This window comes from Mesorhizobium hawassense (assembly GCF_003289945.1).
In the GTDB taxonomy this organism is placed as follows: Bacteria; Pseudomonadota; Alphaproteobacteria; order Rhizobiales; family Rhizobiaceae; genus Mesorhizobium; species Mesorhizobium hawassense.
On record NZ_QMBP01000001.1, the window covers coordinates 156,623 to 179,521 of the forward strand.

Annotated in this window: 19 protein-coding genes and 1 pseudogene; 11 read left to right on the forward strand and 9 right to left on the reverse strand. The window is 61.1% G+C overall.

The window, feature by feature from the left end; genetic code table 11:
• Nucleotides 1-131: 131 nt before the first annotated feature.
• The 3 genes and pseudogenes from DPM33_RS00710 to DPM33_RS00720 form a co-directional block, all read right to left on the reverse strand.
• Nucleotides 132-845, reverse strand: a complete 714-nt coding sequence (locus DPM33_RS00710) for a response regulator transcription factor (protein ID WP_112094991.1) — start codon at nt 843-845, stop codon at nt 132-134.
• Between the two features lie 407 nt (nt 846-1,252).
• Entirely contained in the window at nt 1,253-1,609 is a 357-nt protein-coding gene (locus DPM33_RS00715) for an SPW repeat protein (protein ID WP_112095841.1), read from the reverse strand.
• 198 nt (nt 1,610-1,807) lie between these two features.
• Nucleotides 1,808-2,995, reverse strand: a pseudogene (locus DPM33_RS00720) (ABC transporter ATP-binding protein/permease); the annotation flags it as partial.
• A gap of 1,015 nt (nt 2,996-4,010) precedes the next feature.
• Between DPM33_RS00720 and DPM33_RS00725 the strand changes: the two are divergent.
• The 3 genes from DPM33_RS00725 (at nt 4,011) to DPM33_RS00735 (ending at nt 5,494) form a co-directional block, all read left to right on the forward strand.
• Nucleotides 4,011-4,670 carry a sensor histidine kinase gene (locus tag DPM33_RS00725; protein WP_245441944.1) on the forward strand — a complete coding sequence of 220 codons (660 nt, stop codon included), beginning with the start codon at nt 4,011-4,013 and terminating at the stop codon, nt 4,668-4,670.
• A 68-nt stretch (nt 4,671-4,738) separates the two neighbouring features.
• Entirely contained in the window at nt 4,739-5,020 is a 282-nt protein-coding gene (locus tag DPM33_RS00730) for a GNAT family N-acetyltransferase (RefSeq protein WP_112094993.1), read from the forward strand.
• A gap of 42 nt (nt 5,021-5,062) precedes the next feature.
• Complete coding sequence (locus DPM33_RS00735) at nt 5,063-5,494, forward strand: DUF1810 domain-containing protein (RefSeq protein WP_112094994.1); 432 nt, start codon at nt 5,063-5,065, stop codon at nt 5,492-5,494.
• 51 nt (nt 5,495-5,545) lie between these two features.
• Here the strand turns inward: DPM33_RS00735 and DPM33_RS00740 are convergent, their stop codons facing one another.
• The 3 genes from DPM33_RS00740 to petA form a co-directional block, all read right to left on the reverse strand.
• The gene (locus tag DPM33_RS00740) at nt 5,546-6,292 is read right to left on the reverse strand and encodes a pirin family protein (RefSeq protein WP_245441945.1); all 747 of its coding nucleotides are present in this window, start codon (nt 6,290-6,292) and stop codon (nt 5,546-5,548) included.
• 268 nt (nt 6,293-6,560) lie between these two features.
• Nucleotides 6,561-7,832, reverse strand: a complete 1,272-nt coding sequence (locus tag DPM33_RS00745) for a cytochrome b (protein ID WP_112094996.1) — start codon at nt 7,830-7,832, stop codon at nt 6,561-6,563.
• Between the two features lie 16 nt (nt 7,833-7,848).
• Complete coding sequence (gene petA / locus DPM33_RS00750) at nt 7,849-8,331, reverse strand: ubiquinol-cytochrome c reductase iron-sulfur subunit (protein ID WP_112094997.1); 483 nt, start codon at nt 8,329-8,331, stop codon at nt 7,849-7,851.
• 471 nt (nt 8,332-8,802) lie between these two features.
• Between petA and DPM33_RS00760 the strand changes: the two genes are divergently transcribed.
• The 7 genes from DPM33_RS00760 to DPM33_RS00800 all read left to right on the forward strand — a co-directional run bounded on the left by DPM33_RS00760 (nt 8,803) and on the right by DPM33_RS00800 (nt 18,511).
• Nucleotides 8,803-9,387 carry a glutathione binding-like protein gene (locus DPM33_RS00760; protein ID WP_112095843.1) on the forward strand — a complete coding sequence of 195 codons (585 nt, stop codon included), beginning with the start codon at nt 8,803-8,805 and terminating at the stop codon, nt 9,385-9,387.
• A gap of 43 nt (nt 9,388-9,430) precedes the next feature.
• Nucleotides 9,431-9,718: a hypothetical protein gene (locus DPM33_RS35710; RefSeq protein ID WP_146770178.1), complete on the forward strand. Its 288-nt coding sequence runs from the start codon at nt 9,431-9,433 to the stop codon at nt 9,716-9,718.
• A gap of 871 nt (nt 9,719-10,589) precedes the next feature.
• Nucleotides 10,590-12,083 carry a winged helix-turn-helix domain-containing tetratricopeptide repeat protein gene (locus tag DPM33_RS00775; protein ID WP_112095001.1) on the forward strand — a complete coding sequence of 498 codons (1,494 nt, stop codon included), beginning with the start codon at nt 10,590-10,592 and terminating at the stop codon, nt 12,081-12,083.
• A gap of 421 nt (nt 12,084-12,504) precedes the next feature.
• Nucleotides 12,505-12,792: a hypothetical protein gene (locus DPM33_RS00780; protein ID WP_112095002.1), complete on the forward strand. Its 288-nt coding sequence runs from the start codon at nt 12,505-12,507 to the stop codon at nt 12,790-12,792.
• 347 nt (nt 12,793-13,139) lie between these two features.
• On the forward strand, nt 13,140-15,689 hold the full coding sequence (locus tag DPM33_RS00785; protein ID WP_112095003.1) for a caspase family protein: 2,550 nt from the start codon (nt 13,140-13,142) through the stop codon (nt 15,687-15,689).
• A 478-nt stretch (nt 15,690-16,167) separates the two neighbouring features.
• Nucleotides 16,168-17,268 carry an OmpA family protein gene (locus DPM33_RS00795; RefSeq protein ID WP_112095005.1) on the forward strand — a complete coding sequence of 367 codons (1,101 nt, stop codon included), beginning with the start codon at nt 16,168-16,170 and terminating at the stop codon, nt 17,266-17,268.
• 1 nt (nt 17,269) lies between these two features.
• Complete coding sequence (locus DPM33_RS00800; RefSeq protein ID WP_112095006.1) at nt 17,270-18,511, forward strand: caspase family protein; 1,242 nt, start codon at nt 17,270-17,272, stop codon at nt 18,509-18,511.
• Between the two features lie 40 nt (nt 18,512-18,551).
• Here the strand turns inward: DPM33_RS00800 and DPM33_RS00805 are convergent, their stop codons facing one another.
• Nucleotides 18,552-19,043, reverse strand: coding sequence for a DUF6931 family protein (locus DPM33_RS00805; RefSeq protein WP_245441946.1), 492 nt, complete (start codon nt 19,041-19,043; stop codon nt 18,552-18,554).
• Nucleotides 19,044-19,289: 246 nt separating this feature from the next.
• Between DPM33_RS00805 and DPM33_RS00810 the strand changes: the two genes are divergently transcribed.
• The gene (locus DPM33_RS00810; RefSeq protein ID WP_208648343.1) at nt 19,290-19,823 is read left to right on the forward strand and encodes an OmpA family protein; all 534 of its coding nucleotides are present in this window, start codon (nt 19,290-19,292) and stop codon (nt 19,821-19,823) included.
• Nucleotides 19,824-19,851: 28 nt separating this feature from the next.
• Here DPM33_RS00810 and DPM33_RS00815 read toward each other — a convergent pair whose 3' ends face one another.
• Both DPM33_RS00815 and DPM33_RS00820 read right to left on the reverse strand, forming a co-directional pair.
• Nucleotides 19,852-22,296 (reverse strand): M23 family metallopeptidase, encoded by a 2,445-nt coding sequence (locus tag DPM33_RS00815; protein WP_112095008.1) that lies wholly within the window; start codon nt 22,294-22,296, stop codon nt 19,852-19,854.
• Nucleotides 22,293-22,688, reverse strand: coding sequence for a DUF1036 domain-containing protein (locus DPM33_RS00820; RefSeq protein ID WP_112095009.1), 396 nt, complete (start codon nt 22,686-22,688; stop codon nt 22,293-22,295). The genes DPM33_RS00815 and DPM33_RS00820 overlap by 4 nt, the downstream gene beginning before the upstream one ends.
• Between the last annotated feature and the right edge of the window lie 211 nt (nt 22,689-22,899).

Genomic DNA, 22,899 nt, shown 5'->3' on the forward strand with positions numbered 1-22,899 from the left:
TTAACAGGGTAACCAAGAGGCACGCAACGCCAATTGCCGCAGCCACGGCGCGACGCTGCTGCGATGACGTTAGCTCCATCTGAGACCCTCTGGATGCCGCTTCCGCGGTCCGTCTGTCGCCGCCGCCCCGTCTACTCAGCGAGCAAAGTGCCCTCTTGCTCCCGATTCTGCGGCTGCTTGCCTGCGGCGGAAGCTATCTTCAACCGGCTTTGGATATCGGCTGGCAACGACTGACAGACGTTGAATAGATGAGAGACGGACCGCGCGTTCATCTTCCTCATCATATTGCTTCGATGGAGCTTCACGGTGATTTCGCTAATACCGAGATCGAACGCGATCTCCTTGTTCATCGCACCGGAAACCACAAAACTCAGTACTTCCCGCTCGCGAGGCGTCAATGCATCATACAAGGCTGAATTCTTTTGGGTTACGGCAGAGGCCGCTCTTCGAGCTATGTCGGCCGCAATGGCTATCGACACGGCGTCCAGGAACGTTTGGTCGCGCACCGGCTTGGTGAGGAAATCCACTGCGCCCGCCTTCATCGCCTCGACGCTCATGGCAATGTCGCCATGACCCGTCAAGAATATGATGGGCGTCATGATGTTTCTGGCTGCGAGGAGCTGCTGGAGATCGATGCCGCTCAGACCCGGCATTCGGACATCGAGTACCAAACAGCCCGGGCGGCTCGGAAGGTTCGTGTCGAGCACTTCCTGGGCCGAGGAAAACGATATCGTGTCGATCCCAACCGATCTTAGCAACTCCTCCAGGGAGTCGCGAACCTCCGCATCATCGTCGACCAGAATTGCTATGGGGCTGTCTGCAGTTTCTGGATTTGCCACGCCCATAATCCTCATCCGGGGCGATCTGGACACGAATTGACCGTGTTCGGTAGGTCATTATCAACCGCACGTCCGTCGCACGTCAACTAAACGGCCCTTGCATCGGCTTGTGAAAAACCCGTCACGGTCCCCAAAAAAGGGCGGGGATCGGCCCCGATAGGGCAATTCCCTCAGTATCTGACGTAGCGGAATGGTCGAGGGCGGCGCAACACGACAATGGGTGATTGGGCATAGAGTTTTGATTAGTCAGCCTAGACTTCGGTATAGGGCCGTTTTGATCCCGGTCTGAACGCGGTCGCCATGCTGCAGACCCCTGGCGCGAAACGGCGCGGCAAACGTTGGAGGCGCCGAGGCACAGGAAGCACACTGATGGCGTGCCGTTGCTGCGCCGCGACGACCTCCGGCAATCGATGTCAATTGGTGCTCGAATGAGCGTGCGCCCTGCGACTTGCCACAAGTTGCAGGGTGGCGAATGTCGCTACGCAAATCCCGATCAGGACATGCGTCCACATCGGACCCTGCGCCGATCCGAAGCCGAGCAGAAACGGAGCTGCCACCGCCCAGCACCCTAAGGTGAGGTTGGACCATTCCGCCCAATCGCCATAGCGATAGAGGGCCATGGCAGAGGTGCACACGATCAGCGCGCCCACGACCCCGGCGTTCCAAGCCGCGGCAGGCAGCCCGACGAACATGATTGCGGCGCAGGCCAAGCCTGCGCCGAGGATAAGGTTGGTCCATTCCAACCCTTTGCTTGGCACATCACTTCTCATTTTCATCTCCTTCTTCAGCCCTGCCACGGAGGTGGCCGGTAGGCGAAGGATGAGACAGTCCGGGGCAGCAGCCTATTCTACGCAGGCACCTGTCCGCCGATGCTGAAGTCTAGGTCGCCCAGGCCCGGTGATGGTTGAAGATATCGAAGCGCCGGTATCGCAGCTGGCAGGGGATCGGCGATGCTGCTGGCCGTATTATTCGGGATAGTCGGCCTTGAGGTTCTCGAACGTCAGCCTGCTATCGACATTGTCGCCGACCTCGATGTGCCTTTCCTTGTCTTGCAGCACATCGGTCCAATTCAGCGCGATGCGAAAGTCGGCAACACGCATCAGCGTCGCGCGCCAGTCTGCGATACTGCCGATGTTGTTGATGAACCAGCGCAGAGACGAATGCACCTGGTTGAAAGCGCCCACCGCCATCATCATTCCGCCGAAGCTGATATCGCCTGAGAAGTAGACCGGCGAAGCCACCAGAACGGGCGCCACGACGGTGATCCAGCCATAGGTTTCGGTAACCCAGGACAGGTTGAGTTGAGCCGCATAGATGCGCCGCATGGCGCCCAGTACCGCACTGAGATCGAGTTCCAGCCGCCGCCGCGCATCGGCTTCGCGATGGTTGCGTGCAATGGCATCGACGTCCTCGTTGACACGCACCATCGAGGAACGCAGTTCCGCTTCGCGTGTATAGCGATCGCTGTCGAGGCTGATGAGCGGACGCCCTACCAGCCAGCTTAACCACGATGCAATGCCGGCATAAAGCAGTGCCGCCCATACCATGTAACCTGATATCGCCAGGGCATAACCGCCAAGGTGAAAGACGAAGCCGGAAGAAAGCTGCCAGAGCACGCCGACAAACGATGCAAGCAGCACTAAGGACTGCAGCAGGCCGACGCCGAGATCCGTCGACAGGTCCGACAGATGCGCGGCATCCTGCTGCATGCGCTGGTCAGGATTGACGGCAATAGCGCCGGCATTGGCCAGCCGAAAGGCCTGCGCCGGACGCATCCATTGTTCGATCAGATCCAGCGTCAGCGCCTCGCGCAACCTCAAACGGATATTCTGGTTTAGCCAGGTCTGGCCGATACTGAGCACCAAAAGGCCGCCGGCAATGGCCGCGAAGACGAGAAGCTGGTGCAGGAAGTCCGTCACGTCGCGCCGGGCCAGGGCATCGTAGAAAGGCTGGTTCCAGCGGTTGAGCAGAACCTGTCCGATCGCGCTTGCGACGATGACCGCCACGATGCCGGCCGATGTCCAGAGCAGCCCGGTTCGGACCGGTGATCCCTTCAAACCCAGCCTGATCGCCGCCAGTTGCTCGCGGAGGCTGCTGGCCCCGACCGAGTCGGCGGTCTTCTCGACGTCGGATTGATCATCCGCTCGGCCAGCCATAAATGAGATCCATGTTTGCGCGGCGGGTCAAATCAACCGAAGCCGCGGCGCGAACTTCGGCATTGCGGCCGAAAATCCCAACCGCGTCTCGGTCGGCGTCTTTCCTGACAAAATGTCGGTTACGGCGCGTCGCGGCGACGCTCTGACCTGGATTGGGGCGCACTTCGCCGGGCTGTGATGGCCTAAGGGCCGAGGCCTTATGCCCCGGTCCTCGCAATTTTTGCCATCGGGATTAGTGGCCCCAGATGCCCTGGCCGTATTCTTCGTGAGGAACAATCGGCCTGCGCACGGTCCGCGGCCCGCCGACGTTGTCGTCTGCCTTCTTGGTCGATGAAGTGTGCATGGCATCAGTGGCAATTGCGGGCTGTTGATCTGCCCCTGACCCACAGCAATGGTCACTTCCGGCAAAAGCGCCTCCCGCGGAAAGAAAGAGAGCGGTGGTAACAAGGATCATTTTCATCGTGGTGACTCCGTATTTGATCTTGATGGCATTCACTCCAGCAAAGATACAGGCGGAGCACCTGCCAAACGATCAGACCTGCAGGCTGGCTGACCCATACGAAGGCATTGTGCTGTGCAGGCTGGAGGGCAGGGGATGCTGCCGTTGCCGAGAGGTTTTGGTGCCTATGTGCCGGCTCCTTGCGGGAGATCAAAGGCGATCGCCGCCAACTCCGTATGACGCGCGAAATGCAAGAACACGGCTGCCGTGTTCCTTGCGGTCCTGACCGTCAAGCCAATCGATCCTGCACTTTTGCATCGTGTGGCAGATCCTTCTGCACAATAGGTTGTCGGGTCGGTTCGGTGCAGTCTCCTCAGCATCGGCCACGATGTGCCGCATGGTATGGATTGCCCTCTTCCTCGAATCCGATCGACCGCAACGCCCTCCACTTTAGCGTCTTCCTGCAAAGCCAAATGCCGACTGAGAAAACGGGGGAATGGAATGTCGCACTCAGAACCGAAAGAGGACGTCTTCGACCGTCCGGCAGACCGCCCTCCAGGGGCCGGTCCCAGACAGATGTCGGCCGCCGGTATCGTTCATGACCTGGGCAATCTGATCCAGGTCGCCTCATCCGCTTTGAACCATTTGGCTCGCGACCCCAACGTTTCGGCGGCCCCCGATCTTGGGTCTGTGATTGCAGGCGCCAAAACCGCCTTGGAACGAGCTGGCGGCCTGGTCAGGCAGACAATCGGCGCGGCCGGAGGGATCTGTTCGGACATCCAGCAGGCGAACGTGTGCGATTGCCTTGCGGAGATCGAGACGCTCATTCGAAGCGCCTGGGATGCTGGTATCCGTCTTGAGGTCAGAGTTAGGCCCGACCTGCCTTTGATAAGGTGCGATCGGATCGGGTTGCAAAATGCGGTTTTGAACCTTCTGTTCAACGCGCGCGACGCGATGCCTGACGGCGGGCTGATCTCGGTTGAAGCCGCCTTTGTGCCCGAACGGGCTACTGTCGGTCAGATCGTTATTCGTATCCAGGACAATGGAATTGGAATGACCGGCGAGACGATGGTCCGCGCATTTGATCCCTTCTTCACCACAAAAGGCGAAGGCCTCGGCGGCGTTGGCTTGCCGATGGTGAAACGCTTTGCCGAGGAGTCGGGGGGAAGCGTCGCTCTGCAGAGCACGCTTGGGGCCGGCACAACTGTGACGTTGCGATTTCCAGCAATGCGGTAGGGCAAACCAACCCTCGCGCGAATATCCACAATCAGGCGAGCCCGGCAGATAATCGCGAGTATCAGAAGATGCATGCACAGGTCGTTGAAAACGTTCCCCTGCATCGTTTCGAGCTGCCGATCGCCACCGAAACACTGGCTGCGGCCCATTACCTGATCGAGAGCGGGAAAGTGGTCCTGATCCACACTGAAGTTCCGCCGGAATTGTCCGGGCACGGCATCGCATCGCGACTGGCGCAAGGGACGTTTGAACTGCTCCGCAAAACTGGTCGCAAGGCAATCCTGAAATGCCCATTCATGAGCTGGTTCTTCGAAAAGCATCCAGAGTATGCCGATGTCGTCGACGGATAATTTTGGGCACGACAGTCGCCGCTCGCAAAAGGGCCAGCGCTAATGAACGACGAGTATAATTTGCAGAGATTCATCACCGCTCAGGATCCGGTCTATGAAGAGGCGCTCGGCATTCTACGCCAAGGGATGATGTGTACCCCCTACTTGGAAATCATCTTTCCGAGACTGGCAACCGCACGGAGCGACAAAGCGCCTGATCCCTATGCCATCGCATCGCTGGACGAAGCGAGCGCCTACCTCTCATCTCCGATATTGGGTGGCCGTTATCGAGAATGTATTGGCGTCCTGCAAAGGCTTTCGGATTTGAGTGCCCGCGCGGTCTTCGGTGATGACGATGCGAAGAAATTGCACGCATCTCTGACATTGTTTTCCGAAGCCAGTAACGACGAGTTCCTGCTCGAGACCATGTTTGACGTATGGTTCGACGGTTTGCTCGACGAGGACACGGTGAACGAACTCAATTTGATTTCGTAGAGACCGGCCGGTTCGCGACCACCTGGCCGCGTGTGTGCGGGCTAGACATATCTATTCTATTGATCCCTTGGCCCTAGGAGGAGACGAAATCAGGTCTTGGGGCCCGTTTGCGAGCGGCTCGCCACCGATGAGCATTAGTCGCGCTGCGTGGAAGGCGGGCGGTTGAAGCACGACTTCCACGCCTGGCGTCAGCACTATCAGTGCGGCCTCTCCGAATGTCCCAGATTGGCCGACAACCCCAACTTCACCGGCGACCACATAGATTGCACGATCGCTGTGCTCGGGTTTCACCTGATATTGCGCGCCGCCTGTGAGCACGATTTCGGCAAAGATCGTTTCGGAAAAGACTTTGACTGGCGAGGTCAGCCCTTCGGCAGCCCCAGCGATTAAGGTGAATTCAACGCCATCGGCGCAGATCCTGGGAATTTCAGGTGAGCTATAGTGCGCGAAGTCGGCGGCAACATCCTCGTGCCGGGAGGGGAGCGCAATCCAGGCCTGAATGCCGAGAAGATTGCTTCCCGACGCTCGGAATTCTGTCGGCGCACGCTCGGAATGGGCAATTCCGGAGCCGGCCGTCATCCAGTTGACCTCACCCGGACGGATGGTGTGCACTCTGCCGAAATTGTCGCGATGGGTGATTTCGCCGTCGACCAGATAGGTCACGGTAGCGAGGCCAGTATGCGGTCGTGGCCGAATGTCGAAGCCGCGATCCGCATCGAGTTCTTCGGGGCCAAAATGGTCGAATTTGACAAAGGGTCCGATCATGCGCCGGTTCGCGGAAGGCAATGCGCGCCGCATCATGAATCCATGGACCAAGTCACGGGCCGCTGGAGGATGACGATGTCGATTCCAGCGATGCTGCCTTGCCGGTTGGTCATGACTATCGATCCTTTGTACGCGCTCATTCCACGAGTTGCTTGAACGCAGATGAACCGGAACTGTGTGAACAGACGCCTTGCCCTGAGCAGCGCAGATCTGGAACCCGCATGCTACCGACCCGGAATGTTGATATCGCCAGGTCGACAGCATCCCCATCGTCAGACCCACGCCGACCGTGATCTCAACCTCATTCTTCCGCCTTTGAGCGGGCCGCATTCTTTTCGAGCACTGCTTCGGTGATCGAATGCGGCAAAGGGCGCGGCGTCTCGATCAACCCGAGCAACGGCATCACGATGATGAAGAAAGCGAAATAGTAAAGCGTCGCCACCTGGGACATCGTGACGTAGGCGCCTTCCGCCGGCTGTGAGCCGAGCCAGCCGAGAAAGAGCGCGTTGGCCACGAACATCCAGAAGAACAGCCTGTACCAGGGCCTATAGACCGCCGAGCGCACCTTGGAGCTGTCGAGCCACGGCACCAGGAACAGCACGGCGATCGAGCTGAACATCGCCAGCACGCCGCCGAGTTTGGAATCGATCGGTCCCACGTTGAAGGTGATGGCGCGCAGGATCGCGTAGAACGGCAGGAAGTACCATTCCGGCACGATATGGGCAGGCGTCTTCAGCGGGTTGGCGACCGTGTAGTTGTCCGGATGGCCAAGAAAATTCGGCAGATAGAAGACGAAATAGGCAAAGAAAAACACGAACACGATAATGCCGACCGCGTCCTTGACGGTGGCGTAAGGCGTGAAGTCGACGACATCGGTTTTCGATTTCACCTCGATGCCGGTTGGATTGTTCTGGCCGACCACGTGAAGGGCCCAGATGTGCAGGGTCACTGTTCCGACAAGCAGGAATGGCAGCAGATAATGCAGTGCAAAGAAGCGGTTCAGCGTCGGGTTGCTGACAGCGAAACCGCCGAGCAGCAAGTGCTGGAGCCAATCGCCGACCAACGGAATTGCGCTGAAGAAGCCGGTGATGACGGTGGCGCCCCAAAAACTCATCTGGCCCCAGGGCAATACATAGCCGATGAAGGCTGTCGCCATCATCACCAGCAGGTTGGTGCATCCGAGCACCCATAGAAACTCGCGCGGCGACTTGTAAGAGCCGTAGTAGAGCCCGCGGCAGATGTGGATGTAGACGGCGATGAAGAAGAATGATGCACCGTTCGCATGCAGAGAGCGAAGCAGCCAGCCCGAATTCACATCGCGCGTGATCTTCTCGACCGAATTGAAGGCCAGCCCCGTGTCTGGAGCGTAGTGCATTGCCAGCACGACTCCGGTGATGATCTGCGACGCCAGCATGATCGTGAGAATGCCGCCGAACGTATACGCGTAGTTCAGGTTGCGCGGCACGGGATAGACGATGAAGGAATCATGAACCAGCCGGGGCAACGGCAGCCGGGCATCGAACCAGCGCTCGATACCGGTCTTGGGTTTGTAGGTCGAATGTCCCTCGCTCATTGAAATGTCCTTTGCCTCAGCCGATACGAATCTTGGTGTCGGAAATGAACTGGAACACCGGCACCGCCATGTTCTCCGGTGCCGGACCTTTGCGGATGCGTCCTGCGCTGTCGTATTGCGAGCCGTGGCATGGGCAGAGCCAGCCGCCGAACTCGCCGTCCTGGCCAATCGGGATACAACCAAGGTGAGTGCAGACCTGAACCATCACCAGCCAGGCCTCCTTGCCGGGCATGGTGCGGTTGGCATCCGTCGCGGGTGCGTCGGCGGGCAGATTGGCGTTGCGGGCAATCGTATCCTCGAGGGTACCAAGGTCGGCGGCCTCGGCATCCTTCATTTCCTGCCCGGTGCGGTTACGCACGACCACCGGCTTGCCGCGCCATTGCACGACGAGCGACGTTCCAGGCGTCAAGGAAGAGACGTCGACCTCGACGAAGGTGAGTGCCTCGGCAGGCGACGCGAGCTCGGCGGAGACGCTTTCGAGGTAGGAAGGATCGGTCATGATGACGGGCTCCTTTTGCTGGAAGAGCTGCTACATCGCGCCGTCGGCTTTCGAGCAAAGCGAGGCGGCTGCGGTCGCCTTCGAGGTTCCTGGTATCGGACTGAACCATGCAGGTCGCGACAGGATGCGAGCCATCGTGCCAAGGACACGTGCGTCCAATACTTTCGTTCATGATTTCCTGAGCGAAGGACTGGCCTGACAACCGAGGGAGCCATGCGTGTTGACAGGGTTCTGGATTCTTCCAGCTACCGCTTCTTGATGTCGATGTAGCGCGAGCGGCAATCAAGCGACGATTGTTTCAACCCGATCATACCTCGGCATAGGCATGCCTACCGCTCGGCGTCGTGGCCGTCCTCCATGCCAAGTGCGAAGCTCTCGGGTGCGCTGTCGAGGATGACTGGCGCCGGGGTCGCCTCGCGGGCTCCCGCTGCCAGTTGCGCAATGTCATCCGCGTTCAGAAAGAGAGAAATCGTGAAACTCTACTACAGCCCTTTCGCCTGCAGTCTGGCCGACCACATCGCGCTTCAGGAGGCAGGCGCCTCCTTTGAGCGCGAGGCGGTCGATCTCAAGACGAAACGAACGGCTTCCGGGGGAGATTTCTTCGCGGTCACGGCCAAGGGCTATGTTCCGGCTCTTGTGTTGGATAGCGGCGAAACGGTCACCGAGAACATCGCCGTTCTCGATTGGATCGCTTCGCAGTATCCGGCGTTGGGTTTAGCGGCTCCATTGGGCCGCACACGCGTCCTGGAAGCGCTGAGCTACATTTCGACCGAGATTCACCGAAGCTTCAAGCCGATGTGGCACCCCGGCCGGGATGCCGAGAAATCCAAAGCCAGAGTGACGTTGGCAAGGCAGTTTGAAATCGTCGCCGACGGGCTGGAGACAGACTATCTGTTTGGCGATCGGCTCAGCGTCGCCGACTGCTATCTGTACGTAATGCTGCTCTGGGCAGCGCGCTTCCAAGTTCCTGTTCCCGCCTCTTTGGAGGCTTTGCGCAACCGAATGGATGCTCGGTCGGCAGTGCGCATCGCCATGGCGGATGAGGGTCTCGTCTAACATCGCCAGGTGAGCCGGAAATCAACGAGGAGGTCTCTACGCCATGTTGGCATTCTTGCAGGCACTTCACCCGATCGCGGCCAAGCGCGGCGATGGACTGCGCCCCGAACTTCTGCGGAGGCAAATCGACGACGTGCTCAACCTGAATTTGCCGAACAGCCAACCGGTGCTGGTCGGCCCGGTTGAGGAAGAGGGCGCGAAACCAATGACTGCGATGCATCGAGCGCGAAATGAGCGGTGCGTCGATGACAATCCGTCAATCGTGGAACCAAATGCACCTCGAAATCGACGGCGGCCGCCGCATGTTGGCGCTTTCGGCGATAGCAGTTAGCGAGGCCGGCTTGGACGCGCCCGTGCTGGTGGCGCCTCGGTGCCACCCACCAAGGTTGAGACACTCGCGTCCTTTGTTCGTGAAACTCATCTTCTTCCGGAACCCGCCGTTCGCCGAAAGCGCGTCGGCGGGCATCACACTCGGACTGTAACCGTGGCGAGGAGGCTCGATATGAAAATAGTTGTCATTGGTGGCTCGCATTACGTCAGAGCAAGCACAGTCAAGAAGTTGCAACGCGAGGGCCACGAGGTGGAAGCGGCGTTTACGCTCCGCAGTGTCAATGCTCCCATTACGGACTATCGCGATGCTGGCTACGCCGGCCAATATCTGAGGCGTCTGCTCCTGCGTTTGGCGTCGCACGTTCGCGAGGTGTGGCACCAACGGCGCGCTTGGCGCAGGAAGCTTGGCTTTCGGCTCTAAGGGCGTGGTCCACCCCAAACGTTCGCTTAGTTGGCCAATCAGATTGGCAGGGTTTTCGTCGCTGCAAGTCCGCAGCGGATATCCGTTGACATAGCGGTAAAGAGGATCGCGCTTCCAGGGCAAGGTCGCGTGAAGGACTGTTTACGCACTCTCCGGTTTCGGCCCGATTGAGGTCATGGGAAATCGGCGCGAATGACCGCCTATCGGCTCTTCCGGCCAGTTTGTCTGCCCGCCGTTCAATAGCCACAATGTCAGCATGGATCGCCCACCGGGAGCGTGTCATCCGCCTCTCGTCCATAGAGCGTCATGGCGCCGCGGTGAGCATGGTTGAGGCGGCTAATCCATCATTTTCCCCAGCGACCTTGTCTTCCGGGTCTGAAGCAATTCCCTTGCGTCTGTTACGTGCTGCCGAAACTGTTCCGAAAACTTCCGAAACGTCTAATATGCGTATATGCGCGTCGCTTTTGGTCCGTTCATATTCGATTCCAACATCGGGACCCTCCTTAGGGACCAGGTCCCGATCACGGTTGGGCATCGCGGGCTGACGCTGCTGGCTGCGCTTACTGCACGGCCTGGTCAGATCCTGACCAAGGCCGAGCTGATGGACGCTGCCTGGCCTGGCGTCGCCGTCGAGGAAGGCAACCTTACCGTCCAAATTGCGATACTGAGAAAGGCCCTTGGTCCGGCTGACAATGGTGGTGAGTGGATCGCCACGGTGCCGCGCGTCGGCTATCGCTTCACCGCGACCGTCGAGCCGGTGGCGAGCGCGTCCTGCAGACCGATACCGCCGTCCGGCAAGCCATCGATCGCAGTGCTGCCTTTTGCCAATTTGGGCGGCGATCAGGATCAGCAGTACCTCAGCGACGGCATAACCGAGGACATAATTACGGAGTTGGCCAGGTTTCGCTCTCTCCTCGTCATCGCGCGCAATTCATCTTTTCAGTTTCGCCATCGGGCATTGGACAGTGCCGAAGTACATCGCGAACTCGGAGTTCGCTATCTCGTCGAAGGCACCATACGAAAGCTCGGTGATCGCATTCGGATCACCACGCAATTGATTGACGCCGCCACCGGCACCCACCTGTGGGCCCAACGGTACGACCGAGCCCTCGACGACATCTTCGCATTGCAGGACGAGGTTGCGGCCCTTATCGCCTCGATGGTCGAAGGCCAAGCGGAGGCCGATTCGGCGAGCCGTAGCAGACGCAAGCGTCCGGCCGATTGGGACGCGTACGACTACTACCTGCAGGGGCGCGCGCACTTCCACCGATATGAACTGGACAAGTCAGAGCCCCTCTTCGCGCGGTGTGTCGAGCTCGATTCGACATTCGCTCAAGGCCACGCCTTCCTCGCGCAGGCCCTCGTCGGCAGATTTTGGTACGACAACGATCCGCTGACCCTACAGGAGGCCTGGGGCTCGGCACGGACGGCGCTCGATCTCGACAGGAGCGATGGTGTCTGTCACCAGAGCATGGGGCTGGTGCTTACGCACATGCGCCAACATAGCGATGCGGGATTGCATTTCGAGCAAGCCCGCTCGCTGAACCCGTTGGACGTGAACATAGCGGGGGACTACGCAAGCTGGCTCAACTACGGCGGACGGGCCGAGACGGCGCTCAACGTGCTCGAAACAGCGCTCCTGCGCGACCCGTTACCACCGATTTGGTTCTGGGAGGTGAAGGGTAGCTCTCTCTTCCTGCTTGGGAGGTACTCGGAAGCCGTAGGTTCGTATCAGAAGGCCGGCGACCAATTCTTCATCCATGCCTTCCTCGCAGCGTCGTACGCCCATTTGGGCGAGACGGAGAAGGCGCGCGCTGAAGTCGAGGAAGCATTCAAGAGAAAACACGACCTGACCGTCCGGCTGATTTCAGGTCTCCCCTTCGCCGACCAAGCCGCCCTCGGACTTTTCACGTCGGGCTTCACAAAGGCCGGATTTCCCGCGTGAGCCCACTTTCGGCAGGCAGCGTTCCCTATTGATCGGGCGCCAGGGTTGCCGGGTGGCCTGCTGCCGGTTTTTCGGACACGCTGTCAAGCTAGCATAGTTTTGTGCTCGAGCCCGACGCTAAGTGACAGCTATGCACCTCATGTCCGACATTTGGACCGGCGGCGCTTAGAACAATTCTATCGAGTCCAGAAACGGCAACTGGATAAGCCAGCCAAACAGCAGACGTGCTCAGCCGGATAGACGAGCACTCGATAGATCAGTCCTAGGCCAATTTTTTGCCCGCCACGCTCCTCGTTGTGCAAGAGGTTCAAATTTGAGCTTTCGCACTCATGCTTTGTCGAGAGTATCGCCCTTAGTCTCTTCCGCACCATAAGTCTTGGCCGTTTTGAAGCGCCGCCGGCGACGACGAAAGGAGAACGAAATGACCCGCACTCACGTTGAACGTCTTGGTGAGTTCAGGGAAATCCTGGTCGCGACTCGACGCGAAGGCGTCCGTAACGTGCACCATACTCGCGATGCAATGCGGGCAAGCGGCTTTCAGATCGGGGATAGCGAAGGGTCCAGCTATGGTGCCCAACTGATGGCGCTCCAAGAGCAAATTGAGGCGGTCGATCGCGCCATCGAAGACGAGAAACGCTTGGCCTTGGCTATCGAGGGCGCGGCCCAATCCCGCCGACCGACTAAGCCGAGAATCGTCAAGGGAGCGTAGAGCCAGCTACGGCCGTGGCGGGGAACTGCGCAAGCGATCATGAGCGTATGAGTGCGCTAGCGGATCGAACCGTCGCGTTCAGCTTGTAGCCGTGTCGAGATATCGTGACGGTCTTTCGAGGGAAAATCCGCCATTGGAACTCCGGTTCGCCGTCGCGAACCCTTTCGATCATTGCGGTGCCGCCCCCCCTGCGGTAATCTAAAGTTTGATTGGATGAGACGCATGCTTCCTGTCGTTAGTGCAGGGGGTTCCCATCCTGTCTGGGCAGATTGTGAACTCTTTAACAGACCGCTGCGCCGCAAGCTGCGTTCTTGGGGCCGACAGGTCATAGCGTTAGGGATTTTGCCATGCTGCGACGCTGCGCGCTGATTGCAGCCTTGATCCTCGTGGGCCTCACGACAGTGCAGGCGCGAGCCGATCGAAGGGTTGCGCTTGTCATCGGCAATTCGGACTACCGCGAAATCCCGGCCCTCAAGAATCCCGACAAGGACGCCGAGGATGTGTCGAGCACATTTCGGCTGGCCGGGTTCGATGTGTTCGTCGCCAAGGACCTCACCAAACTTCAGTTCGAGAAGGAATTTCGCAATTATCTCGCAGCGGCGGACGGGGCCGATCTGGCGGTCGTCTATTATTCCGGTCATGGCTTTCAGATCGGCGGCGAGAATTTCCTGATCCCGGTCGATGCGTCGCTGAAAGGTTCAGCCGACATCGAGGTCCAGGCGGTCAAGCTCGACGACGTGCTGCAGCAATTGCGCGCCAAATCGAAAATCCAGGTGATCATCCTAGACGCCTGCCGCAACAATCCGTTCCCGCGCAAGGACTATTGGCTGCGCGACCAGTTGATCGCGGCGGGCGGCACCGGCCTTGCGCAGGTGAAAAGTTCGCTGAACACGCTGATTGCATTCGCCACCGAGCCCGGTGCGGTCGCCTATGACGGAAGCGGCGACCTCAGCCCGTTCTCGTCCGCCTTCTCGCGCCGCGCGCTGGCGCCGAACCAGGAGATACGCTCGGTCATGGCGGCCGTTCGCCGTGACGTGGTCGAGGCCACCAAAGGCGCGCAGGTTCCGTGGGAGAATTCCTCGCTGATCGACGAGGTGGTGCTGATGCGTCGCGCCAGCCGGCCCGCGCTGCCCCCGGTGCTGGAGAAGGTCGTGCCGTCGGGTGTCGGGCCTGTCGCGCTCGGCCTGCCGGAGCCGGTCGATGTCGACGGCGGCGCGGTGACCATCAGCATCGAAAGACCGCCGGCTTTGGGACGCCTGATCCTCGACGGTAAGCCGGTCGCAACGGGCGAGCCGATCGAGGGCAAGGATCTGCCGCGGCTTCAGATGGATGTGCCAAAGGGCACTGATGCCGAGGATCAGGTCGATATGCTGGCCTACGCCACGCATGACGAATGGGGCGGCGGATCGCAAGGCATCCTGGTGTTCAGGGTCAAGAATGGCGACGCTGCTGCTGGCAAGCAACTCGTGGCTTCGCTGGAGTCCGAGCAGAAGCAGCAGACGGTGGAGCGCGGCATCCACATCAGCGGCGCCGCGGAGGCGATCGACAACCGCGACGTGAACGTTCCGGTCGGTGTCGGGCCGGTTCCGCTGAAACTGGATTTTCCAACGAACGATCCGGCGGTCAGCGTGAAGCTGGCGAGCTATCCGGCAACCGGGACGCTTTCCTTGCCGGACAGGACCTTGTCTCCCGATTCGAGCCTGATGGCCGATGAGGTCGATCACTTGCGGTACGAACCCCAGATCGGGGCCGTCAAGCCGCTCATAGTCGGCCTCGAAATCCGGGCCGACAACACGTCATCGAAGCCGGCGACGATGAAGCTTTCGCCAAGCGTCGATCCGTGCGACATGGAGGCTGGCGAGCCTCTCGATCTGCAGGGCGTCGTCCCCGGCCTGTTGCCGAACGAAATCAGCAGCAACGCAGTGGACGTCTGCCGGGCGGCGGTGAAAGCCTATCCGGACGTCGCCCGCTTCCGCTACGAACTCGGTCGAGCGCTGCTTGTTGTCGGTAAGGTCGACGAGGCCAAGAAGGCGATCCAGGAGGCGGCCGACAAGGGCCATGTCCGCGCGGTGTTCGAGCTTGGCTACCTCAACGCGACCGGAACGGGAATGCCCGCCAACCGCAAGCAGGCCAACACCTTCTACGCAGCAGCGTCCGACAAGGGCGATCCCTACGGTATGACGTCATGGGGGCGCGCCTTGTTCAACGGCTATGGCGTCGAGCGGGATACCGCCAAGGGGCTGGACTTGTTGCTCAAGGCGGCGGCAATGGGGCACACCTATGCCATGAACGACCTCGCGGCGATCTTCACGGAAGGTCGCAATGGCGTGCCCGCCGATCCGACTCGCGCCGTGGCCTTCCTCAAGGCTGGCGTCGAGCGGCAGGACATGTATTCGATGAACCTGCTCGGCCGCAACTATCTCGCCGGCACGGGAGTCGAGAAGGATCCCAAGACCGCACTCTCGCTCTTCCAGAAATCCATGGATCTCGGCCAGCCTTACGCTCCTGGCAGCCTTGCGCGCATGTACAGGGATGGTGTCGGCGTTGACCAGAATCTCTCCGAAGCACAAAGGCTGTTCGAGCTGGCGACCGACCGCGGCGATCAGTCCGCTGCCTATGACCGCGCGGCTCTGGAGATGCAAAGGGGCGATAAGGCCGACCAGGCCGTGGCTGCCCGCTATCTCGCTTTCGCGGCGGCGCTCGATCTTCGCAACGAAATTCCGGACGCAAGGGCCACGCTGGGGAAATTCGGAGCCAAGGCCAAGACTGCTGCTCTGAAGAAGATGCGCGGAGAACTCAAATCCAAGATTTCGGCGGACGGTTCGTTGGACGACCAACTGGTCAAGACGGCCAGGGCAGTCTGGGAACAAGCCAATCCGCGCCGGGATTTGTTCTGATCAACAGGAGACAATGTGGTGGGCTGGGCATCAAAACAGGCGATCGTCGCAACAATCCTATCGGGTGCTCTAGCTGTCGCGGGCTGTACGACCATAATGCCCCAGCCCGAGCCGACACCCCACAGGACGAAGGTCGTTCGCACGACGACCGCGCCAAAGGTGGTCAAGCAGAAGAAGGTCGTCACGAAGAAATTGATCAAACCAGTTGGAGCGGCACCTCAAGCTGCTCCCCCCGTCATACCCACTGCTGGCGGCGGTGGCGGCGGTGGAGGTGGAGGTGGCGGCTGGGGAGGCTGACGAGCAGATCGCGGATCATTGCGTCCGAACCTTAAGGGCCACTCGCCACCGACGATTATGCGGTAATTGTGCTCACTCTTCTGCTCACTGCAGCTGGAACCGCTCGCCAAGCAAAGGCAAGTGCTCTATGGTTTCGGCACGTGCCGGTATCGAGATCGGGTTGTCCTGCGGGGGGCGTTCCATGTTCGAAGTCGTTGCATTGTGGCGCAAGCCGCGGGCGAAAGCCGTGGCCCTTGGCCTGGCCGCCGCCACGCTTCTTGGTTTGCTGGTCGTCGGATCGCAGGCGGCGAGCGCCGCGCCGAACTGGACGCTCGATCCGTCCGCCTCGGTGCTCACCTATCAATCGGTCAAGAAGAACACGATCGTCGAAACCAACAAGATCAGGAACATCACCGGCTCGCTGAGTTCGGCCGGTGACGCCAAGATCAGCTTCGACCTCAATTCCGTCGACACCGGCGTCGACCTGCGCAACGTCCGCATGCGCTTTCTGTTCTTCGAGACATTCACCTATCCGACGGCCGAGGTGACGGCGACGGTGGACCCGGCGGCATTCGCCGACCTGGCGACCAAGCGCCGGGTGAAGACGACGTTGCCGTTCCACCTCAACCTGCATGGCGTCAGCAAGGATTTGGAGGCGAGCGTCGTCGTCACCATGATCAGCGACACAGAGGTCTCCGTTGCTTCGGAAGCGCCCGTCGCCGTCCATGTCGAGGATTTCGGCCTGCTTCCCAACATCGACAAATTGCAGCAGGCCGCCAACGTCACCAACATCGTGCCCACCGCCTCGGTGTCGTTTGATTTCGTCTTCACCGCCGATGGCAGCAAGCCGGCCGCCGTGCAGACCGTAGCGGCCAGCACGGCCGAAGTGGGTCCCGTCGCCACCGATGCGGCGAAAGCCAATTTCAGCGACGAGGAGTGCCTGAACCGGTTTGCCGTGCTCTCGCGCACCGGCGCCATCTATTTCCGCCAGGCGAGCGCAAGGCTCGACGCCAAGAGCCGCCCGCTGCTGGCGGAGGTCGAGGGCGTCGTCGGCAAATGCCCGACCCTCAAGGTCGAGGTGTCCGGCTACACGGACTCCGACGGATCGCCCGAAGCAAACAAGGCGCTCTCCGAACGGCGCGCCCAGGCCGTCGCCGCTGCATTGGTCGCCGACGGCGTTCCGCCCAAGCAGATCAGTTCCGCCGGCTATGGCGAGGACAAGCCGGTCGCCGCCAACGACACGGCCAAGAACAAGGCGCTCAACCGGCGGATCGAATTCTCCGCCAGCAAACTCGCCAACTGAGGTGGCGGTGCGTCCCGGTCCGATCGCCCTTTGCGTTGTGTTTCGCGCCGCCGGACTCGTGGCGCTTGCGCTGCTGATGACGTTGACGGCGGCAAGCGCCGAGCGGCGCGTCGCGCTGGTGCTCGGCAATTCGCAGTATCAGCATGCCGCGCCGCTCGCCAACCCGGCAAGGGATGCGCAGGCCATGGCCGAGCGGCTCAAGGACCTCGGCTTCGAAGTGGTCTCCGGTTTCGATCTTACCAAGCAGCAAACGCAAGCTACGGTCGCCCAGTTCGCCAAGCAGGTGCGCGGTGCGGACATCGCGCTGTTCTTCTATGCCGGCCACGGCCTGCAGGTCGCGGGTAAGAACTACCTGCTTCCGGTCGATGCGGCGCTCGAGGACGAGACCTCGCTCGATTTCGAGGCGGTCTCGGTCGATTTCGTCCTGCGCCAGATGTCGCGCGAGACCAGCATCAGGCTCGTTTTCCTGGACGCATGCCGCGACAACCCGCTTGCCGACGTGCTGGCGAAGAGCGCCGGTATAAAAGGCGCAAGCAGTGGTCTCGCCGAAATCCCGATCGAGAATGGCGGCGCCGGCACGCTGGTCGCCTTCGCCGCCAGTCCGAACCAACTGGCCTATGACGGGTCGGGAGACCACTCGCCCTTCACCGGGGCACTCCTCCAGCATATCGGCGAATCCAACGTTTCCATCACCGAAGCGATGAACAGAGTGACCAGTGACGTCTTCAAGGCGACCGCTGGCAAGCAGCGTCCCTGGCTCAACGTTTCGCTGACCACCGAGGTCGTGCTGCACAAGGTCGACCTCAACGCGCCGCTGATCGTCGGCGAGGCGAGCGCGCCGCAGGCCGAGGCCGGCTCCGAGACGCGCAATACCGGGGCGGCATCGGGCCAGGCCGACGACCAGCTTGCCCTCAATGCATTGCGCGAAAAGATCCCGAAGCTGGCGACGGATGGGCCGATCCTTTTCGATCGTCCGGTCAAGTTCGGCGATCCGGCGATCGACGGCAAGAGCATCGCCCAACTGATCAAGGGGCAGCCGCTTTTCAGCCCTGTCGAAGGCCTCGACAAGTCGGTCTGGCAAGGCAGGCACTGCGACGGCTGTCATGAGTGGAACGAGACGCGCCTGTGCGAGCAGGCGAAGAATTTCGCCGCCAACGACGTCTCCGTCCTGCGCCTGCAGCATCCGCTCGGCACACGCTTCAAGGTCGCGCTCGCCAGATGGGCGCAGGGCGGCTGCAAATGATGTTGGATCAGGGTTTCGGAGGCTTATCTCCCGCGAACCCCTAATACACGTCCACCGATTGTCGTTGCGCTTCCATCTCCACCATCTGGATGCCCATTTCCACGAAGGCGGAAAGCACGCCAAAGCGGTCCGCCGTCGAGACGCGGGCGAGCCCCGCCAGGATCCCGGCATTGACGGCGTGGGCGGCGGGAAATCCGGTCGATATCATGTCGAAGGCCGGGTCACGCCATGCCGCCGACAATGCGATCCACGCCGCCGGCGTCGTCGGCGTCAAATCAACGACTTCGCCAAGGGCCGCTCGATGGCCGGGATTGGCCGGCTCGCCGACCCAGTCATTGACCAGCGCCAGCAATTCGAGATCCCCGTCGACAAGCAACTCGGCAAGGTTGCTCAGGCATTCATGCCCCCACCAGACCGCGGCGCGTTCGGGCAGCAGATAGGCACAGAAGGTGACGGCTTCCTCCGGCACACGCCCAGCAAGCAGGGCGCGGCAGAACTCGAGCGGGGGTTGAGCGACGGCCGGTGATTTCATGTCCCTGGCGATAGCGGGACAGGCAAGGAAGAGGTCCCTTGCTGTTCGATAACCGAGTTCATTGGCCATGGTTGCCACACCCCGAGCACCGGCTGAACAGCACTCAAGCCTGCGGCAGGGCGCCGGTCAAGCGTTAAGCATTAGCAGACGTCGGCATCCGGCAACGTGCGTTTGTTCACAGACAACCGCCCCGCGATTTGATATGGTTCGCGCCAGCAAAATCCCGCTCATACAGGAGTGACGGTCATGCGGTGGGGCAGTTCAGCCTTGACATTGGCGGCCGTGCTTTTTTCGACGCACGTCTTCGCCGATCCGCTTCAGAAGTCGGAAGATATCGTGAAGTTTTTCGCCGGCCAGAGCAATCTCGGCGCCTCGCGCGGCATTTGCGTCGGCACCGAGGAAGAGTGCAAGAGCAAGGCCGAGAAGGATGGGGCGACCCAGAAGGGCGGCCTCGACATGATGATCAATTTCGCGCTGGATTCGGCCCAACTCGACCAGACCGCGCGCACGGAGCTCGACGAGTTCGCCAAGGCGCTGAAGGACAACCGGCTGAGCACGTTCAGCTTCGTGGTCGAGGGCCATACCGACGCGACCGGCACGGACAGCTACAATCAGGGCCTGTCGCAGCGAAGGGCGCAATCAGTGGCTGCCTTCCTGACGGCGAACGGCGTTCAATCCACCCGCCTCGAAGCGATCGGCCTCGGCAAGTCGCACCCGCGCGTCGCCAATCCCTATGATCCGGTCAACCGCCGGGTCGAAATGCGGATCAGGACGGAATAGGCCGCCGGCGCGGAACATAGATCCGCAGCTAACCGGGCTCGAGCGTATCCTCGATCGAGCCGATCAGCGTGGTGATCGCCTGCTTGTATTTTTCGAATTCCGGCGACGTCTGCCGGACTTCGGTCGTCGTCGTCGGCTGGCTCTGATCGGTCGCCATGCGCGGAGCTTTCTGTCCCATCTTCCGCTCGGCCCAGTCGACGACGTAGCTCGCGGTCTTGCCGGTCAGGAACGGATTGGCCTGGATAACCGCCGATCCGAGCACCGCGCTGAGCTGCGCCGAACCTGGCGCCGCCAACACCTGATGCGCGCCTTCCATGCCGAGGAAATGGCAAAGATAGAGGCGCCCCGCGGTGATCTGGTGGCCGCGGGCGCGCAGGTAGGCCTCCCCCTCGCGCGCCAGATTGCGCACCATTTCGCGCGACAGCGTGGCGTCGTAGCGAAGCGCCAGCAGATCGGCGGTCGATAGCGAGCGGGCAAGGTCGGGCCGATACGTGTTCATCATCCGGACCCAGGTCTTGGAGATGAACTGGCCGGCGCCGGTCGCCGAGGAAAGCGGGTTCTTGGCGCGGGAGCTGCCGCCGCTTTCGACATGGACGATCCGGTCGGTCAGCGTCTCGACCGCTGCGTCGCCGGTGCCGCCGGAGCTGACGGAAACGGCCGTGGCCACCGTGGTGACCGTGCCCAGCGGATCGATCGCCTCGCCGTTCTGGTAGAGCTCGAAATGCAGATGCGGGCCGGTCGAAAGCCCCGTGGTACCGATATAGCCGATAACGTCGCCGGCCTTCACCTTGGTGCCAACGCCGCTGGCGATGGCGAATTTTTGCATGTGCGCGTAACGCGTCTCGCGGCCGTTGGCATGCGTGATCTTCACCAAATTGCCATAGCTGCCGCCATCGCCCTGGAAAGAGATCTCGCCATCGAAAGCGGCCATGACCGGCGTGCCGACCGGAGCCGCCCAGTCGACGCCCTTGTGGATGCGAACCGTGCCGAGGATCGGATGCTTGCGCGGTCCGAAGGTCGAGGTCATCACCCCGCTGACCGGCGTGACCATGCCGTTGGTGACGGTCAGCGACCGGACCTGGTCGTCGCCGGTGACACAGGCGTACTGGCCGTCGCTTTGCTGGAAGACGAAACAGTCGAGGTTGCTGTCCTTGCCCTTGACGCCGACATAGAGCACCCGTCCTGAGATCTCGCCCTGGCCGCGCGGCGTCTGCGAATAGATCAGCAACAGGCGCTGGTCCTCGCTGGCGAAGGCGTCGAGGTCCTGTCCTCGCGAGAGATACATGATCGCCTCGCCGATGACGCTGGTCGGCACCTTGTTGCGCGCCGCCGTCGAATAGATCGCGTCGAGCAGGCGGTACTGACGCTTGGGTCCGCCCTGATCGGAAGCGCCGGAATAGTTGAACAGATCCTCGCGCACCCAGGGGTCGACGCCCGACACGAAGGCGCCTGCTGCATTGCGCGTCAGCGTGCCGACATAGACGTTCCTGGCATAGATGGAGACCTGCATCAGCGACATGGTCGTCGTCTCGTGGCTCGGCCTGAACCCGCGCATGGCGACGACAAAGCCGGACTCCAGCCCATCGCGATTGAACAGCGTCTTCAGCGCCTCGCCGGCAAGCTTCGCGTCATCGGCTGAGAAATGCGCGTCGAGCGCCACGCTGTCCAGGCTGCGGTCGTTGAGGATCTTCACGAAGGTGTCCTCGGTCGCCTCGAAGCGCTGATATTCGCTGGTGACGGTCGCAACGGTCGTGTTGTTCTCGATCGCGGTTTTCTTGAAAGCGGGAAGGGCGGCTTCACCCTGGTCGATTGTCTCGCCCCAGCCGGCCTCGGAGTCGTCCGCGCCAGCTTTGGGCGCGGAACCGGCGGGGACGTCGCTCTCGTCCGGCGCCGCCTGGAGGTCGTTCTCCAGATCGCTCTGCTGATCGGCCTGTTGATCGTCCGGCGCAGCGGCTGGAGCCGGCGCGGCAGTTTGCTCATCATTGGGTGCCGTTGCCGAAGGCTTGGGGGTTGCCTGCCGCTGCGCCTGGAAGAAGGCGAAATCCTCCTGCGTCGACGGGATGGTCGTCATGAACTTTTCGCTGGCGCTCAGCATCACGTCGGACAGGATTTCGATCTGCGGCGAAGCCCCGGAACTGTCCAACTCGGCCGGGCGCGCGACCGTATGGCCCTTCGTTGCGGTGTCGGCATCGGGCGCGAGCGTGATCCACATCGGATCGCCGGCGAGATCGATGATCGCCGGCACATAGACCGGAGCGTCGGGCGGCACGTCTTCCATGCCCTCGACGGGGTGCAGTTCCTCATCCTCGTCGCCGAACGACCAATAGTCCTTGGTCAGATAGAAGCCGGTGGCCAAAGCAACGACCGCGAGCGTGGCAAGGCCGGCGAGAGCCCGGCGCCAGAGCTTACGCCGGCGCTCGGCAAGGCGGGCCTGTTTCTTCTGCCTGAAGCTCGTGTCGATCGAGTGCGTCACGGGCTGCTTCCGGTCAGGAAATAGGTCCAGCGCACCTGCTCGAGCGTATCGACTTCGACGAAGCGTGCTGCGATATGGCCGCGCTGCCAGCATTCCTCGATGCCGCGGATCGAGAAACGCCTCCGGTCGATGCACATCTCGGTCGATCCGTTGAGGATCGCGTGGCCGAAGACGTCCGTCGCGTAGAGGTAGATGTAGCGGTTGGTCAGTTCCTCTCGAATGACGTTGACGCACTGATTGGCGCCGATGGTCCACCAGCCATCCGTCTGGTCGGCATTGTCGACCTTCTGTCCGACGGCGAGGTTGACGACGTCGAGCGTCTGGTTGCAGACGGTGAACTCGGCGTGCGCATTGTCGGGCGAAAGGATTGCGAGCAGTGCCGCGCCAAGCAATGCGGCAAGCGTCGCGCGGCCGGGGCAGCCGGAGCAATTCCAGGAAAAGTATGAAACGGTTTTCCGTCCGGACTTGCGTAAAAACAAAAAGGTGGAGCGGTTCGGCGTTTCCGTGAAACGATGAAACGCTCTATGGAGCAATCTAAGCCGGCTACGCTGCATGCGTGGCGAGGGCTGGTGCATTGAACGCGGGCGGCGAAGGTCCATCGGC